Source organism: Microcoleus sp. N9_B4, from assembly GCF_036701635.1.
In the GTDB taxonomy this organism is placed as follows: domain Bacteria; phylum Cyanobacteriota; class Cyanobacteriia; order Cyanobacteriales; family Microcoleaceae; genus Microcoleus.
This window is the reverse complement of sequence record NZ_JAUBRC010000004.1, coordinates 145,318-160,511: the sequence shown is the minus strand read 5'-3', so window position 1 is coordinate 160,511 and position 15,194 is coordinate 145,318. Positions and strand designations below refer to the sequence as shown.

General features: G+C 44.6%; 14 protein-coding genes and 2 pseudogenes. 12 read left to right on the top strand and 4 right to left on the bottom strand.

From position 1 onward, the window contains the following. Window positions 1-132: 132 nt before the first annotated feature. From QUA43_RS04185 to QUA43_RS04175, 3 genes are all read left to right on the top strand, one after another. Entirely contained in the window at window positions 133-1,203 is a 1,071-nt protein-coding gene (locus tag QUA43_RS04185; protein WP_333057242.1) for an Mrp/NBP35 family ATP-binding protein, read from the top strand. A gap of 231 nt (window positions 1,204-1,434) precedes the next feature. Then, window positions 1,435-1,626: an NAD(P)H dehydrogenase subunit NdhS gene (locus QUA43_RS04180; protein ID WP_015175937.1), complete on the top strand. Its 192-nt coding sequence runs from the start codon at window positions 1,435-1,437 to the stop codon at window positions 1,624-1,626. A 232-nt stretch (window positions 1,627-1,858) separates the two neighbouring features. Continuing rightward, window positions 1,859-2,527, top strand: a complete 669-nt coding sequence (locus tag QUA43_RS04175) for an HAS-barrel domain-containing protein (protein WP_333061313.1) — start codon at window positions 1,859-1,861, stop codon at window positions 2,525-2,527. A gap of 192 nt (window positions 2,528-2,719) precedes the next feature. On the opposite strand, the gene QUA43_RS04170 is transcribed toward QUA43_RS04175, so the two are convergent. Continuing rightward, window positions 2,720-2,974 (bottom strand): peptide ABC transporter substrate-binding protein, encoded by a 255-nt coding sequence (locus QUA43_RS04170; protein WP_333371292.1) that lies wholly within the window; start codon window positions 2,972-2,974, stop codon window positions 2,720-2,722. 115 nt (window positions 2,975-3,089) lie between these two features. Between QUA43_RS04170 and QUA43_RS04165 the strand changes: the two genes are divergently transcribed. After that, the gene (locus tag QUA43_RS04165) at window positions 3,090-3,326 is read left to right on the top strand and encodes a helix-turn-helix transcriptional regulator (RefSeq protein ID WP_333371290.1); all 237 of its coding nucleotides are present in this window, start codon (window positions 3,090-3,092) and stop codon (window positions 3,324-3,326) included. Between the two features lie 99 nt (window positions 3,327-3,425). Continuing rightward, window positions 3,426-3,728 (top strand): Rieske (2Fe-2S) protein, encoded by a 303-nt coding sequence (locus QUA43_RS04160; protein WP_333371288.1) that lies wholly within the window; start codon window positions 3,426-3,428, stop codon window positions 3,726-3,728. Between the two features lie 103 nt (window positions 3,729-3,831). On the opposite strand, the gene QUA43_RS04155 is transcribed toward QUA43_RS04160, so the two are convergent. Next, on the bottom strand, window positions 3,832-5,037 hold the full coding sequence (locus QUA43_RS04155; RefSeq protein ID WP_333371286.1) for an ISAzo13 family transposase: 1,206 nt from the start codon (window positions 5,035-5,037) through the stop codon (window positions 3,832-3,834). 162 nt (window positions 5,038-5,199) lie between these two features. Here QUA43_RS04155 and QUA43_RS04150 point away from each other — a divergent pair. Further along, window positions 5,200-5,541 (top strand): annotated as a pseudogene (locus QUA43_RS04150) (transposase); the annotation flags it as partial. Window positions 5,542-6,305: 764 nt separating this feature from the next. On the opposite strand, the pseudogene QUA43_RS30785 reads toward QUA43_RS04150, so the two are convergent. Further along, window positions 6,306-6,488, bottom strand: a pseudogene (locus QUA43_RS30785) (transposase family protein); the annotation flags it as partial. Between the two features lie 397 nt (window positions 6,489-6,885). Between QUA43_RS30785 and QUA43_RS04145 the strand changes: the two are divergent. From QUA43_RS04145 to QUA43_RS04130, 4 genes are all read left to right on the top strand, one after another. Beyond that, on the top strand, window positions 6,886-8,538 hold the full coding sequence (locus QUA43_RS04145) for an AarF/ABC1/UbiB kinase family protein (RefSeq protein WP_333371283.1): 1,653 nt from the start codon (window positions 6,886-6,888) through the stop codon (window positions 8,536-8,538). 345 nt (window positions 8,539-8,883) lie between these two features. Then, window positions 8,884-9,828, top strand: coding sequence for a UV DNA damage repair endonuclease UvsE (uvsE, locus tag QUA43_RS04140; RefSeq protein WP_333371281.1), 945 nt, complete (start codon window positions 8,884-8,886; stop codon window positions 9,826-9,828). A 400-nt stretch (window positions 9,829-10,228) separates the two neighbouring features. Next, window positions 10,229-10,897, top strand: coding sequence for an SOS response-associated peptidase (locus tag QUA43_RS04135; RefSeq protein WP_333371279.1), 669 nt, complete (start codon window positions 10,229-10,231; stop codon window positions 10,895-10,897). 149 nt (window positions 10,898-11,046) lie between these two features. Further along, on the top strand, window positions 11,047-11,433 hold the full coding sequence (locus QUA43_RS04130; protein ID WP_333196216.1) for a VOC family protein: 387 nt from the start codon (window positions 11,047-11,049) through the stop codon (window positions 11,431-11,433). Window positions 11,434-11,561: 128 nt separating this feature from the next. Here QUA43_RS04130 and QUA43_RS04125 read toward each other — a convergent pair whose 3' ends face one another. After that, complete coding sequence (locus tag QUA43_RS04125; RefSeq protein WP_333371277.1) at window positions 11,562-12,179, bottom strand: CP12 domain-containing protein; 618 nt, start codon at window positions 12,177-12,179, stop codon at window positions 11,562-11,564. A gap of 495 nt (window positions 12,180-12,674) precedes the next feature. On the opposite strand from QUA43_RS04125, the gene glpX reads away from it, so the two are divergent. Together glpX and QUA43_RS04115 are read left to right on the top strand one after the other, a co-directional pair. Then, a complete protein-coding gene (gene glpX / locus QUA43_RS04120) occupies window positions 12,675-13,712 on the top strand; it encodes a class II fructose-bisphosphatase (RefSeq protein ID WP_333371276.1) in 1,038 nt (345 codons plus the stop codon). A gap of 145 nt (window positions 13,713-13,857) precedes the next feature. Then, window positions 13,858-15,150, top strand: coding sequence for a glutamyl-tRNA reductase (locus QUA43_RS04115; protein ID WP_333371274.1), 1,293 nt, complete (start codon window positions 13,858-13,860; stop codon window positions 15,148-15,150). Window positions 15,151-15,194 lie beyond the last annotated feature (44 nt).

The following is a 15,194-nucleotide window of genomic DNA, read 5'->3' as shown; positions in this document are numbered from 1 at the left end:
TCATGTAATTATGCCACCGTAGGTCTGCAAATGATCGCTATGAAGTTACATTAAAAAATAGCAATAAAAATATACTTAAACCTGCGATCGAAAATTCGCTAACCCAATTGCAGAGCTATGGTGGAGAACACAATGCCCAATACACTCGATGTTAGTTCAGTCTTAGAAATCCTGCGACCCGTGCAAGACCCCGAACTTCAAAAGAGTTTGGTGGAATTGAACATGATTCGTAACATAAAAATTGACGGCGGTGTCGTCAGTTTCACTTTAGTGCTGACAACGCCTGCTTGCCCCCTGCGAGAATTTATTGTCGAAGATTGCCAAAAAGCGGTCAAACAGTTGCCAGGAGTCGAAAAAGTGGCGGTGGAGGTGACAGCCGAGACGCCGCAGCAGAAGGGAGTGGTCGATCGCCAAGGCATTGAAGGCGTTAAAAATATTATCGCAATTTCCAGTGGCAAAGGTGGCGTCGGCAAAAGCACGGTGGCGGTAAACGTGGCAGTAGCGCTAGCGCAAACCGGCGCTAAGGTGGGTTTGCTGGATGCGGATATCTATGGGCCCAACGACCCCAATATGTTGGGTTTGGGGGACGCAAAAGTGATGGTTAGGGACGGAAAAAGCGGGGAAAGCCTCGAACCAGCCTTCAACTACGGCGTTAAATTAGTGTCGATGGCGTTTTTAATTGACAAAGACCAACCCGTGATTTGGCGCGGCCCGATGTTGAACGGGATCATTCGACAGTTCCTCTATCAGGTGAATTGGGGCGATTTAGACTATCTGATTGTCGATATGCCTCCGGGTACTGGAGACGCGCAGTTGACAATGGCGCAGGCTGTGCCGATGGCCGGTGTTGTGATCGTGACCACACCGCAGACTGTGGCATTGTTGGACTCCCGCAAGGGGCTGAAGATGTTCCAGCAGTTGGGAGTGTCGGTGTTGGGAATTGTGGAAAACATGAGCTATTTTGTGCCGCCGGATATGCCCGACAAGCAATACGATATTTTCGGTTCCGGTGGCGGGGAAAAGACTGCTGCTGAGTTGGGAGTGCCGCTGTTAGGCCGCATTCCGCTGGAAATTCCCTTGCGGGAAGGTGGCGATTCGGGGGTGCCGATCGTGGTGGGGCAACCGGGTTCTGCTTCAGCTAGGGAGTTGCGGGCGATCGCGGGCCGCATTGCCGGTAAAGTTTCCGTAGCAGCCTTAGCCTAACTCACATCTTGGATTGTTAATCAGCTTTTGATGGGCGGGCGGGATGCCCAACCCCTACTCCCCACAAGAAACCTGTTTAGTTTGTGGAACAGGCATCTTGCCTGTTTAGTTTGTGGAACAGGCATCTTGCCTGTTTAGTTTGTGGAACAGGCATCTTGCCTGTTTTAGCATCAAGTCTCGATCGCCAAGAAAAGGTAAACTGTAAACAGCAAACATAACATTCAAACAATTATGATTTTTCCAGGTTCGGCAGTTCGAGTTAAAGATAAGGGTGAAATTTACTACGCCTTTCAAGGACAAGTCCAGCGAGTTAGCGACGGGAAAGTCGCGGTACTGTTTGAAGGCGGGAATTGGGACAAGCTGATTACGTTCCGCCTGTCGCAGTTGGAACTTGTGGATGCTACGGCTGGTCGCGCGAAATAGTCAGTCGTTATCGGTCATTAGTCATTGGTCATTGGTAATACCAAATCCGGGTTAGAAACCGCTCTTTATAAGAATCGGCGGTTGAAACCGCGACTACACAAACGAAGTCCGCGCAACGCGAGACTCAAGAATAAAGGGGTATTAAAGCCGGATTTGGTATAATTAGTTTCTGCGTAAGTCCTGTGATGACTAATAACTAATAACTAATCACTAATAACTAATAACTAAAATTATGCGTTTACCTTTACCCCAATTTGCTACAAAAGAGCGCCATCCCGATCGCATTGCTGAGGTAATCGAGACGGCAACTTCGGAGTTTTTGGCTCAATGTTTGGAACCGGAAGACTTAAGTTTTCCCGTGATGCCACCTTTTGGCAGTTGGGTGAAGGCCGAGGATGAAGAGTCGAAAAATCAAATTTACGGCGTGGTTTATTACGCTACGACTAGCCCGATCGACTCGGTACACAGAGCTCGCGCTTTGGGTTTGTCGCTGGAAGAGTTGCGGGAGGAACAACCGCAGATTTTTGCGATGCTCAAAACCGAGTTTCGAGTGGCGATTGTCGGGTATGAGGCTGCGCCGGAAAGGTTGAACGGTCACGGCCCATCGAGGGGTAAAATTTATCAGTATTTGCCGCCGCGCCCGCCGCAAATTCACCAGGCGGTTTATCGCTGCGAACCGGATGAAGTGATTGATTTTACGGTGCAGTTGGATTTTTTGAGGACGCTGCTGGGGGTGGCTAATGCGCCGGTGGAGGCGCTGACGGCGGCGGCGATTCGGGAGATTTATCAGTTGCGGATGCGCGATCGATCTTGGTTGGTGGAAGCGGGTAGGAGTTTGAGTGTTTTGCTGAAGGATGATTACGATCGGTTGCGGGTGATTTTGAGTCAGATTCATCCGTAAGGGACAAGTGAATAGTATGTTTGAGGACGATCGTCATATATTGAGGCGATCGCACCAGCCAGACTCTGGTATTTGATCGGCCTTACAATTAAATTGAGAAGGAAGAAACGATCGCACTTAATTTAAAATGCGATCGTCCCCTTCAGTTTTGCAGAACACTGCGTCTGATGTAAAAGAGCATTTTTGCCCAATTTAATCTAAAGAAACATAGCGAATCAAACTCCGCATGAGCTTGCCGATAGTCGGGGCAGGTAAAATCTGCGACCATTCTTGAACTGCTGCAAAGCGACGCAAGTAGAGTGCGCTAACAATTTTATCGATTCCCTTCTGGGAGCCAATCACTAGGATCAGCACAGGTTCCCGGTCTGGTTCAGCAGGCACAGGATTTGGCTGCGATGTCGGGGTTTCGTTGATATCTGTGGAAACAAAAAGCTGTGTTTGAGTCATTGCGGTCTATCTCCTCGATCTAATAGGTGCTAATTGTCAACTAATCGCAGTGTAGCGCATTAGATGACAATCAGCAACGTTTACAGGAGGGTGACTCTCTGACACAATCGGGAGCATGGGAAGAGCAGGTAAAGCCCTCAAAAAAATATTAGAGGCATACGATATCAGTCAATATCAATTGGCGGCAAAGATGGAAATCGATCGCTCAAACGTTAGCCGTTGGGTGAGCGAAGAACGAGATCCATCCGCTGAGGCGGTATTTGCGATTAAGCAAGCGTTGCAGACATTCAATCGGGAGGCGGCTGATGAATTCGTCAGGTTGTACCTGGGAGATGGCGAGGAAAAGGGTTAATTTCTGAGGTGTGGAGAGTGTCGCACCGATCGCCCTTGCTGCATTCAAGGGCGATCGCGCATTAATTTGCAATCATTTATGTAAACCGAGAAAGATTATATGTGGGTAGAGATAACAGGCCTAAATCAAGTTCCCGAATGGGGGGTGTTGAAGGTAAAAGTTGACGAAACTTCAGTGATTTTGAATCGTCAAGGCATGAATGTCACTTGTTACCGCAATGCTTGCACTCATTTAGAATATCCGATCGACATGGGTAAGGTAAATAACGGTATCATTACCTGTCCGTTTCATAAGTATCAGTACAAATTAGATAGCGGTAAATGTTTGAATGCACCGGCCGATTCCCTGGAATCTTATCCGGTAAAGATTGAGGGCGATCGGGTTTTTGTAGACATAGATTAGTTATTCGTTATTAGCTATGAGACAGGGGTTTAAACCCCTGTCTCATAGCTAAAGTCGTCTTTAGACGACTTTAGGAATGAAAATTTAATAACTTTAGCGTCTGCTAAATAGTCGGAACTGCACGATAATTCCATTTTGGTAGATATTCATCAAAAATAATTTTCATTGTTTCTTTAAATCCCTTAGCTACTTTTCGACCAGTTTCATAAATTTTATCGATTACATTTACTACCACAGAAAGCCCGGTTTTAGTATGAGTTTTTGCCATGAGTTCTTTAACTAACTTAAGAGGAGTAAAAATTACTCCTTGACAGGCTCTGGTTACGTGAGGAAATAAACGATGTTCAATCGGATTATACTTCGATGTATAGGGAGGATAGTGTGCGATCCTAATTTCTATCCCTAGCTCGTCAACTAATTTTTGTAAATCCGATTTAAAGATATGATGATTGGAATTATTACTGCCACCACCGTCGCATTTTATCAAAATTGAATTGGCTTGAGGGTAGATAAATTTTCCGTAATTAACCCACCATAATTTTATCGATTCACAAGCAAATTCACTCGTGTCTTTACTGATTCCCAGGTTTAAATATCCTCGGTTATGTTGCAGATCATAAATTCCATGAGGTACTACTTTTCCGTCAGCCAAACTCCAAAAATCATGGTCAAATGTTGTAATAGCTTCCGTAGTATATAGACTTCCTTCTCGATATAGATTTCCAATAAATTCCTTCTTTTTCGTGTCCATACTAACAATTGGATTTCCCTGTAACTCATACTCTTCCGTAATTCGGGCCAGATTTTCAAATTGTTCATTACGATTCTTTGTTACTCCGGTTGTTTGTTTTTTTTGAGCTTGACGTTTCACATATCCATGTTTTTTTAACAGTTTTTTAACAACTGTTGTACTGACTATTGTTTCCTGAGCCTTCAGACCTTCAACTATTTGTTTCTGGGTAAGATTTGTCCATTTAATTTTTTCCGACATTGGATCTCCGGCTGTGTGGTTTTTTAAGACTTCTAAAAAACGCTCATTTAAATCAGGTATCTCAGAATCCCTAGTTTTTCTTCCTCCTCCACGTCGGCGAATTCTCTGCTGATTAAAAGTAGTGTCTGATTCACTTTTTAACTCCTTAATTCCCTTGGCTATTGTATTCCTGTCTACTCCCAAAACTCGGGCTATGTAAATAATTCCACCATGACCAAGTTTTACGGCTTCTATCGCTGCATATTTTCTTTGGTCTTTTTCAGATAAAGACTGATGATGTTTTCGCACTAAATCAGTAATTTCGTCTGAGTAACACATAAATTCAGTTAGTAAGAAATGATTCAAATCAAAAAATTATGGGCGACATAAGAAGAACCAAGTAGGTATAATATTTGACATCTCTACCGAAACATAAACCTATTCATATTCACTCATTTATGTATTATACATCGCTGATGTTATTAAATTTTCATTCCTAAGTATCGTTTAATTAGAAGTTTATTAGACTCTCAAAAATTTCCGGCACAGTTATTAGCTGCCGAATATCATCAACGTTGGGAAGTGGAAAATACAATTGATGAACTCAAAGTACATCTGTTAGAAATAAAAACTCATGTTCGCTCTCAAAGACCCAGAGAAGTAGTACAAGAAATTTATGGCTTATTATTAGGACATTGGGCTGTGCGGTCATTAATTTGTCAAACAGCGCATAGTGCAGAAATTTCCCCATTAAGTATTTCTTTCACGGGTACATTACGAGTTATTCGTCTTGCTGTTCCAAGATTTCAGCGATTAGAATCACAGGAAATCCCTTTTTTTTAACTTGGCTGAATTTGGAGATTCTTGATGCAACTTTGCCGCCAAGAGTGAGCGAGAAACAACCCAAGAGTTGTCAAAAAACCTGTTTCAAAGTTTAAATCCAAAAAAGTAAAACACAGAGGTACTGGAATAAAAACTAATCCTCCTATTTTTAAAATCTTAAAGCCTCCCAAGCCTTAAGTAAACCGTATTGGGTTATAGCAAGCAGCAAGTAGTGTGTTTAGCAGCCTTACCAATTGAAGTGGTGGAATATCAACGAGTCAAATGTCAATGTCATGAATGCGGAGCAGTTGAGCAGCGGTAAGTACCGAAGACCCTTGACTTCTAGGTGGTTGACTTTCTGTAATTTATACGACCTGTCTAAACAAGTTTTTTTGATTGCCTTTAAGAGCGATAATATAATCATTTTTAGATTAAGTAATTAAAGTAGTTGTCTCTTTTTGACAATGCAAAGCATCCAAGGTAAACACGTTGCCTTGATGGGGATAACCCTTTACCAGCTCTTGCGCCTGGCTGATTTCTGAACTTTTTTTGTTTTGAATTTTTTGGACTCTGAGAACTATACCACTGTGCTGACTAAATAAAGACACAATTGATACAGAATTTTGAGAGTTAGCCTGGGAATTTGGGCAGGTACTTCTGAGACACTTGCCATCAATTGACACCCACTCAGTTAAGTCGATTGATGTAGTTAGTTGACTAGCTCATTGATTAAATGCGTCGATTAAATCCGAGGTTTTAACCAACATCATTGCTCGTCGAATAGTCTAATAAGATGGTACTCGATTGGTGGTGAGATGAAATGTTTTAACGAGCAGTTTTTGGTTGAACTTAGCGAAGCTTTCGATATCTCTATATCCCAAATAACCGAACATTGAACCCAGAATAACCCATAGTAATATCAGCCACAAGGGATGTCTTTTTCCTAATTTATTACGTGGATCATTGACTTTTTTAAAAAAATAAGATTAGAGTCAGCATATATGTTTTTTGAGCGATCGCTAAAAATCTTATCAGAGAGCGCGATCGCTTTTACTTGTGGCGCTCGTACCCGAGAATGAAACAGCCCTGGGGCCACTAACGTTATATGGTTCTGAACTATTTTTGGGTACGCCGTCGCAGCTCCAACTCATTTTTGCTACTTTTCTTTTTTACCCTTTTGGGTATTGTACAGCTTGACATCTGTCTTGAGAAAGGTTAGCAGACCAAAAATACGAAATCTTTAAAATACGCTGCAGGGAATCGCACTCTTAGCCCCAAGTTATTCCTCAAGACAATGGTCAGCTTGGTTAACAGCGCTATCCTAGTAGTTATATTGCCCTTAAACCCGATCGACCCGGAGGCCCCTTGTTTAGCCTAGTTCAAAACAATTCTCGCAAAGGAGAAATTCTAGAGGTCGTCTTCCGCAACGGTTGGGACTACATGAAAAGCCTCCTAACTGGCCGCAAAACCGACGCACCCAGTCTCCCAACTCCAGCAGTTCTCCGCAACATCCTCGTCCAATTAGGCCCAGTTTTTGTCAAATTAGGACAATTGCTGAGCACCCGTCCCGACCTTTTACCGGCCAGCTATATCGAAACTCTCTCCACGCTACAAGCGGAAGTACCGCCCGTACCGTGGTCGCAAGTAGAAGCAATCGTCCGCCAGGAACTCACACAATCTCTCGAAAATACCTTCGCCAAATTTAACACTCAAGCCATCGCCGCAGGTTCGATCGCTCAAACCCACAAAGCTACTTTAAAAGACGGCCGCGAAGTCGCCCTCAAAGTTCAGCGCCCCGGTATTGAGATTGTCATCGAACAAGACATCGCCGTGCTCCGAGGTTTGGCAGAACTTGTCATGCTCACAGACTTCGGTCAACAATACGATATTGTCGCCCTAGCAGAAGAATTTGCGATCGCCCTGCGTGCAGAACTAGACTTCATTCAAGAAGCCAGCTATACAGACGAACTGCGCCGCAATTTATCTAAAAGCCGCTGGTTTGACCCCACACAAGTTGTCCTACCAGAAATTAACTGGGAGTTAACTACAAAAAAACTCTTAGTCATGGAGTGGCTGAACGGAGTTCCGATTTTGTTAGGCGATTTGCAAGGAATTCGCCACAAAGGAGATATAAATGCCGAACGCGAAGAAATTACAACGCTACTTTGCCGCGTTTTCTTCCAGCAGTTATATATCGACGGATTCTTTCACGCAGACCCGCATCCGGGCAATTTATTTTATCTAACAGACGGCCGGATAGCTTTGCTGGACTGCGGCATGGTCGGCAGATTAGACCCGCGCACTCAACAGAATTTGACAGAAATGTTGCTGGCAATTGTCGATTTAGACGCTCAGCGCTGCGCTCAATTAACTTTAGAAATGGCAGAATTTGCTCAGCCGACAAGTTTAGTTAATCTAGAGAACGATTTAGCTCGAATGCTCCGCAAGTATTACAATGTGAGCTTGTCACAAATGAACTTGTCGGAAATTTTTTATGAGGTGCTGGGAATCACCCGCAAAAATAAAATTCGGCTGCCCAGCAATCTCGGTTTGTATGCAAAAACTCTAGCTAATTTGGAAGGACTGGCGCGTTCTTTTAATCCCCGGTTTAATATTGTAGAGCAGGTCAAACCGCTGATGACCGATATGTTTCGGCGTCAGTTATTCGGAGATGACCCGATACAAGCTCTGTTGAGAACAGCCCTGGATTTGAAAAGCTTATCTTTGCAATCTCCGCGACAGGTGGAAGTGCTTTTAGACAGGGTTACTTCCGAAACTTTGAAGTGGAACTTGACACTAAAAGAACTCGATCCGCTACGCCGCACTCTGGGGGATTCTGCGAACCGACTTTCTTTTAGTATTGTTGTGGGTTCGCTGATTATAGGGGCGGCAATTATTTCTTCTAACGCACAAACTGCTCAGCTATCTTTTCTGAGCAATGGTTTGTTTGGGGCGGCGAGTTTTTTGGGTTTTTGGTTGATTATTAGCATTCTGCGATCGGGCCGTTTGCGTAGTTGATTGAAAAGAGGAGATGGGGAAAATCAGGAGATATAGCAATCCTTTCTGGAAACGCGCAACTGGCTTTTTTTTTAAACGAACCCCGAAGACGCTATTGACGCGAATTTTGAGAAAAGAAGAGTAAAGATTTCACAATTGATGCGAGGAGTGCTATAGCATCCTCAACTGTGAAGCAACATCTCTGACTTAAGAGAGGCGATCGCCCGCAGCCGCTAAGTCTAAGCTAGAAATTATAGTTAGATCAAGTTTTGAGAGACTTTAGTTCCTCAAAACTTGATAACTAAGGACTGAAGTCCTTATTACAAACCTATTTTGTGATAAAATTAAAGCTAGGTGTTATTTTGAATGAGCAATATTAATCAAGTGTTGGAAAAGGACAAATTGCCAGAATTGGGATTAGTCTGCATTACAACATCCGATGCCGTTCGCTTTCGCACTGTCACGCGTAAGCGACTTTTACAGCTTTCGGAAACTGAACAAGAAACAGTATTGCGCGAGCTTTATACAGACAACTTAAAGCGGCTTGACAAAGCGATCGACTTCTGTTGTGCTAATCAAATTAAGCTCTACCGCATGACTTCAGCACTGTTCCCTTTTGCAGATACAGATTTGGGGGAAGCAGTGCTACACTCCATGACTGAGGAATTGCGGACTACGGGCGATCGCGCAATTTCCCTCAACATCCGTTTGGTACTCCACCCCGATCAATTTGTTGTCCTCAGTTCCGACAAGCCTGATGTCGTTGCAAACAGCATTAAAATTCTCGCCACTCATGCTTTAATTTTAGATATGTTGGGACAGCCCCGATCGCCTTGGGCACTGATGAACATTCACGGCGGCAAGGGCGATCGCACTTCGCAACTCAAATCAGTCATCCGCGATTTACCCGAATCCATTCGATCGCGCTTAACCTTTGAAAATGACGAATACGCTTACAGTTCCTCAGAACTTTTAGAAGTTTGTCTCGATACCGGCGTACCAATGGTTTTTGACGCCCACCACCACGTCATTCACGAACATTTAGAAACTTACGACGATCCCAGCGTTGCCGAAATGCTCGCAGCAGCCCGCACAACTTGGTCTGTTCCTGAATGGCAATTAGTACACATATCGAATGGAAAAGAATTTTTTGCCGACCCGCGCCACAGCGATTTAATTACAGAAATGCCTAATTGCTATTATCAAGCTCCTTGGATTGAAGTAGAAGCTAAATTTAAAGAATTAGCTATTGAAAAGTTGCGCGCCGAATGGTTGTCTGCGAATGTTCCACAATTTAGCAATGTCTCGTAGGGGGGGGTTTTACAAACCATCTTTGCCTAACACGAATAATCTCGAAAACCCGCCCCGCCCAACGGTAAATCCCCATCTACAACCCGCCCCCAGCCAACGGTAAATCGCAAGAACAGGCAAGATGCCTGTTCCACAAAGAATGAATTTTCTTGTGGGGGTGTCCCGCCCGGTTTAGTCCGACATTCCGACAGTCCGACAGGGGTTGAAAACCCCTGTCTCATAGCTAAAGTCCTCTAAAAGAGGATTAAAATAGATAGATATTGAGATCGTATTTCCAGTCGGTTTTAACCGACTTTAGCTTTGAGGCAGGGGTTGAAACCCCTGCCGGACTGCCGGATTACCCGACGAATGCCGGACTGCCGGAATAAGAAAAAACCGCGTTAATACCAACTATAAAATTATGTGCGGAAGATTCACTTTAACTACTTCAGGTCAAATCATCGCCGAATTCTTCAAACTATCGGCAGTTCCCGACATCAAACCGCGATACAATATCGCCCCAACTCAATCAGTTGCCACAGTAACAGTTGAAACAGAAAAAATGCAGCGACAGTTTCAATTTATGCGCTGGGGTTTGATTCCAAGTTGGGCAAAAGACATGAAAATGGGCAGCAAGATGATCAATGCGCGATCGGAAACTGTAGCCGAAAAACCAGCTTTTCGCAGCGCCATCAAGCACAGGCGATGTTTGATAGTCGCTGACGGTTTCTATGAATGGCAACAGCAGGGAAAGAACAAACAGCCTTACTATTTTCAAAAAGCAGACGGCGAACCTTTTGCTTTTGCCGGTTTGTGGGAAAATTGGGAATCTCCAGAAAAAGAAAACATTGTATCTTGTAGTATAATTACTACCGCTGCTAACGAAACAGTGCAGCCGATGCACGATCGAATGCCAGTGATTCTCCCCGACAGCGATTGGGAACAGTGGCTAGATCCTGCTGTTAAAAATGCTCAGGAAGTTTTGCCCCTGTTAAAGCCCTATGCTGCTGCAATGAAAGCAAAGGCGGTAAGTGCGATCGTCAACAGTCCAACTAGAGACACTCCCGAATGTATTAGCGATCGGCAATAAATCATTGCAGCGGACAAAACCGAGATAGTTTGAGTTATGATGTAAAATAATGTTTGAGTTGTAGCTTTTGTTTTCTAAGGATCAGTTTAACTCAGTTGTTATTTGCTCAAACTTTTTTTTATCTTAACATCAGTTAGAGGACAAAAAATATGATTGGATACGTTACAGTCGGCACCAACAATCTTGAACGTGCAGCCAAGTTTTATGATGCTTTGCTTGCTGAAATTGGCGCTCAACGATTCATGGAATTCGACCGATTTATCGCATGGAGCGTTTCTCCAGAGATGCCAGGATTTGCTGTTGCAAAACCCTTTGATGGCAACGAAGCAACTGTTGGTAATGGCGTAATGATCGCACTTCAAGTTGACAGTCCAGAAAAAGTCAACTTAGTTTATAACAAAGCGATCGAACTTGGCGCTAAGGATGAAGGAGCAGTGGGGTCAAGAGGCACGTTACCGGGGTTTTATGTGGGATATTTTCGGGATCTAGATGGGAATAAGCTGAACGTGTTTTATATGATCGCGCCAAACACTTAAGATTTTTATTTTTCGTGAAGCTCGCCGAAAAAACAGCTATTTCCGATCATTAGCTATTAGTTATTAGTGAGCGATCCATAAATAAGAGTTGACAACTAATAACTAATAGCTAATTACTAATAACTAAATTAACTGTCGTAAATCCGCGCTTCAGCAGCCTCTGGATTTTCCTCGCAATACTCGTCAAAAGCCGTTTTCTCAAGTTTCATCGATCGCTGGTGAGAAGCCTCAGCCTGCATTTCCTCTACAATATCCCACGCTACCGCGCACTCTCTAGAAGTAGCGCCTTTTTCGGCACAGATAGTTCTGGCATCCGCGATCGCCTGTTCGATTTCTTCGTCAAATAAAATACTCTTCGGCTTCTCAAGAAAATCGCTTTTTGTCAAGATATCCGTGACCGAAATAATGCCCACTAGCTCGTCCTTAATCACCGGCGCCCGGCGGATGCGGGTGTTCGCGAACAACCTAGCCACGTATTCCACGCCCAAGTCTGGATTTACCGTGATGCACGGTTTGGTCATAATCTCGAAGACACGGACTTTTTTCGGGTCTACTCCGTAGGCTGCTACTTTATAGACAATATCCGTTTCCGTGACAATGCCGTAGGCATCTTGTTCGTGGCGACGTTCCACAATCAACGCGCGCAAACACAAATCGTTCATCATCGCCACCGCTTCAGCTACAGTTGCCGAACCGCGAATGGTAACAACTTCTGTGGTCATAATATCTTGGGCTTTCATCATCATTTTTTCTTCCTTCCCGCTGATAAAGTCTACTGCGTCGCGATTTGGGGCTGTCCATTTGATTTGCGATCATCATTAGGACTTACCCTCAGAAACCGGGTTTCTACCAAAATTTTGGGTTTAGTAACGATAAATCCGGTCTAGCAACCAGGTTTCTGAGAAATCGTGCGATCGCAAACTAATCATAAAACCTTTAACGGTACTCGCGATGACAAGTTGCCTGAAACAGCCCCTCCCTCTCTCGGAACCTCTGGAGTCCGCGATTTAGCGCTCAGACGGGGCTAGCTTGCGATCCTCCAAGCAAGAGTGAAGTATTGGGGCGATCGGATCTTTGAGCTTGTTCGACTCAGATTTTCCAGCCCCAGTATCAAAGAAGCAAAAGTTAACACAAACTAAGCAACTGCTTGCGCTCGCACAGATCCCCGCCTCTGATAAACTTGATGGCTGGGAGTGCAAAAGAGCACAAGGCACGCATCAGCAGTTGGGAGGATCTAGTTCGTGGACAATGTAATCGGTTTAGAGATTATCGAAGTAGTTGAGCAGGCCGCCATCGCCTCCGCTCGCTTGATGGGCAAAGGCGAGAAAGATGAAGCCGACAGAGTGGCTGTAGAAGCCATGCGGGAACGCATGAACAAAATTCATATGCGCGGCCGCATCGTGATCGGCGAAGGCGAACGCGATGACGCACCCATGCTTTACATCGGTGAACAAGTAGGTATTTGTACCCGCGAAGATGCCAAAGATGTCTGCAACCTAGATGAATTGATCGAAATTGACATCGCTGTTGACCCCTGCGAAGGTACTAACCTGGTTGCTTACGGTCAAAACGGTTCGATGGCAGTTTTGGCAATCTCTGAAAAAGGTGGTTTGTTTGCGGCACCGGATTTCTACATGAACAAATTGGCTGCTCCTGCGGCTGCTAAGAATCATGTAGATATTCGCAAAACGCCGACTCAAAACCTCAAAATTATCTCTGATTGTCTCGGCCGCAGTATTGAAGATTTGGTGGTGGTGGTCATGGATCGCCCCCGGCACAAAGATTTAATTAATGAAATTCGGCAAGCGGGTGCAAGAGTTCGGCTGATCAGCGACGGCGACGTTTCGGCAGCGATTTCTTGCGCGTTTTCTGGTTCCAACATCCACGCACTTATGGGTATTGGCGCAGCACCCGAAGGTGTGATTTCCGCAGCAGCAATGCGCTGTTTGGGCGGTCACTTCCAAGGGCAGTTAATTTACGATCCGGCTGTTGTAAAAACTGGTTTGATCGGTGAAAGCAAAGAGAGCAATATCGCTCGACTTAAAGACATGGGCATCACAGACCCAGACAAGATTTACAATGCTGAAGAGTTGGCATCTGGAGAAACAGTTCTGTTTGCAGCTTGCGGGATTACTCCCGGAACGCTGATGGATGGAGTTCGCTTCTTTGGCGGCGGCGCTCGCACTGAAAGTTTGGTAATTTCTTCTCAGTCGAAAACTGCTCGGTTTGTGGATACAATCCATATGTTTGACCAGCCGAAATCTCTGCAATTGAATTAGTGATTAGTTAGGGGTTAACAGTTAAATGTTAACAATTAACAGTTAACTGTTAACAGTCACCGATGATTAGCAATTAGCGATAAACTAAGAACTAATAACAGGTGACTGTTAACAACTAAGAAAGAAATAGTGACAAATCACAGATATGAATATTGCAGTCGTAGGTCTCAGCCACAAAACAGCGCCGGTTGAAGTTCGCGAAAAACTGAGCATTCCAGAACAGAAAGTTGAAGCGGCGATCGCCCAATTGCGCGGCTACCCGCACATTCAAGAGGTTGCCATCCTCAGCACTTGCAACCGCTTAGAGATTTATATTGTTACCAGCGAGTCGGAACCTGGTGTGCGAGAGGTTATTCAGTTCCTTTCCGAATGCAGTAAAGTTCCTCTGCAGTCTTTGCGCCCTCACCTGTTTATTTTGCTGCACGAAGATGCCGTGATGCACTTGATGCGAGTAGCTTCTGGCCTCGACAGTTTGGTGCTCGGAGAAGGACAAATTTTGGCTCAGGTGAAACAAACTCACAAACTCGCCCAGCAGTACAAAGGTGTAGGCAGAATTTTAGAGCGCTTGTTCAAGCAAGCTCTCACAGCAGGGAAGCGAGTTCGCACGGAAACTAGCATCGGTACCGGTGCAGTTTCGATTAGTTCGGCGGCGGCAGAATTGGCTCAAATGAAGGGTCAGCATTTAGCAAGCAGCAAAATTGCAATTATTGGTGCTGGCAAAATGTCGCGGCTTTTGGTGCAGCATTTGCTCTCAAAAGGAGCTAGCCATATTTCGATCGTCAACCGCTCTGTGCGGGGCGCCCTGGAGTTGGCCGGTCAGTTTAAAGATGCTGAATTGCACCTGTATCAGCTCTCGGAAATGATGCAGATAATTGCCAGTTCTGACTTGGTTTTTACCAGTACGGCAGCTACCGAGCCACTGTTAAATAAAGCTAAATTGGAAGCTGTTTTAGACCCGAATCGCCCTTTGATGTTGGTGGATATTTCTGTGCCACGCAACATTGACTCGGATGCGAACGAACTCGCTAATGTGCGATCGTTTAATGTGGACGACTTGAAAGCAGTGGTAGCTCAAAATCACGAAACCCGTCGCAAAATGGCAATGGAAGCTCAGGGCTTGCTGGAACAGGAAGTAGAGGCTTTTGATCTCTGGTGGCGCAGTCTGGAAACTGTTCCTACTATTAGCTGTTTGCGGGATAAGATAGAATTGATTCGGGAACAAGAGTTAGAAAAAGCTTTATCACGTCTTGGTTCGGAATTTTCGGAGAAACATCAAGACGTGATTGAATCTTTAACAAGGGGGATTGTGAATAAGATTTTGCACGATCCGATGGTACAGTTACGCGCTCAGCAGGATATTGAGGCGCGACGGCAAGCGATGCAAACTTTGCAAACACTGTTTAATTTGGATGTGGATGTCAATCAGCAGTACAGCTAGTTGGTCATTAGTCATTGGTCATTAGTCATTAGTCATTTGACAGG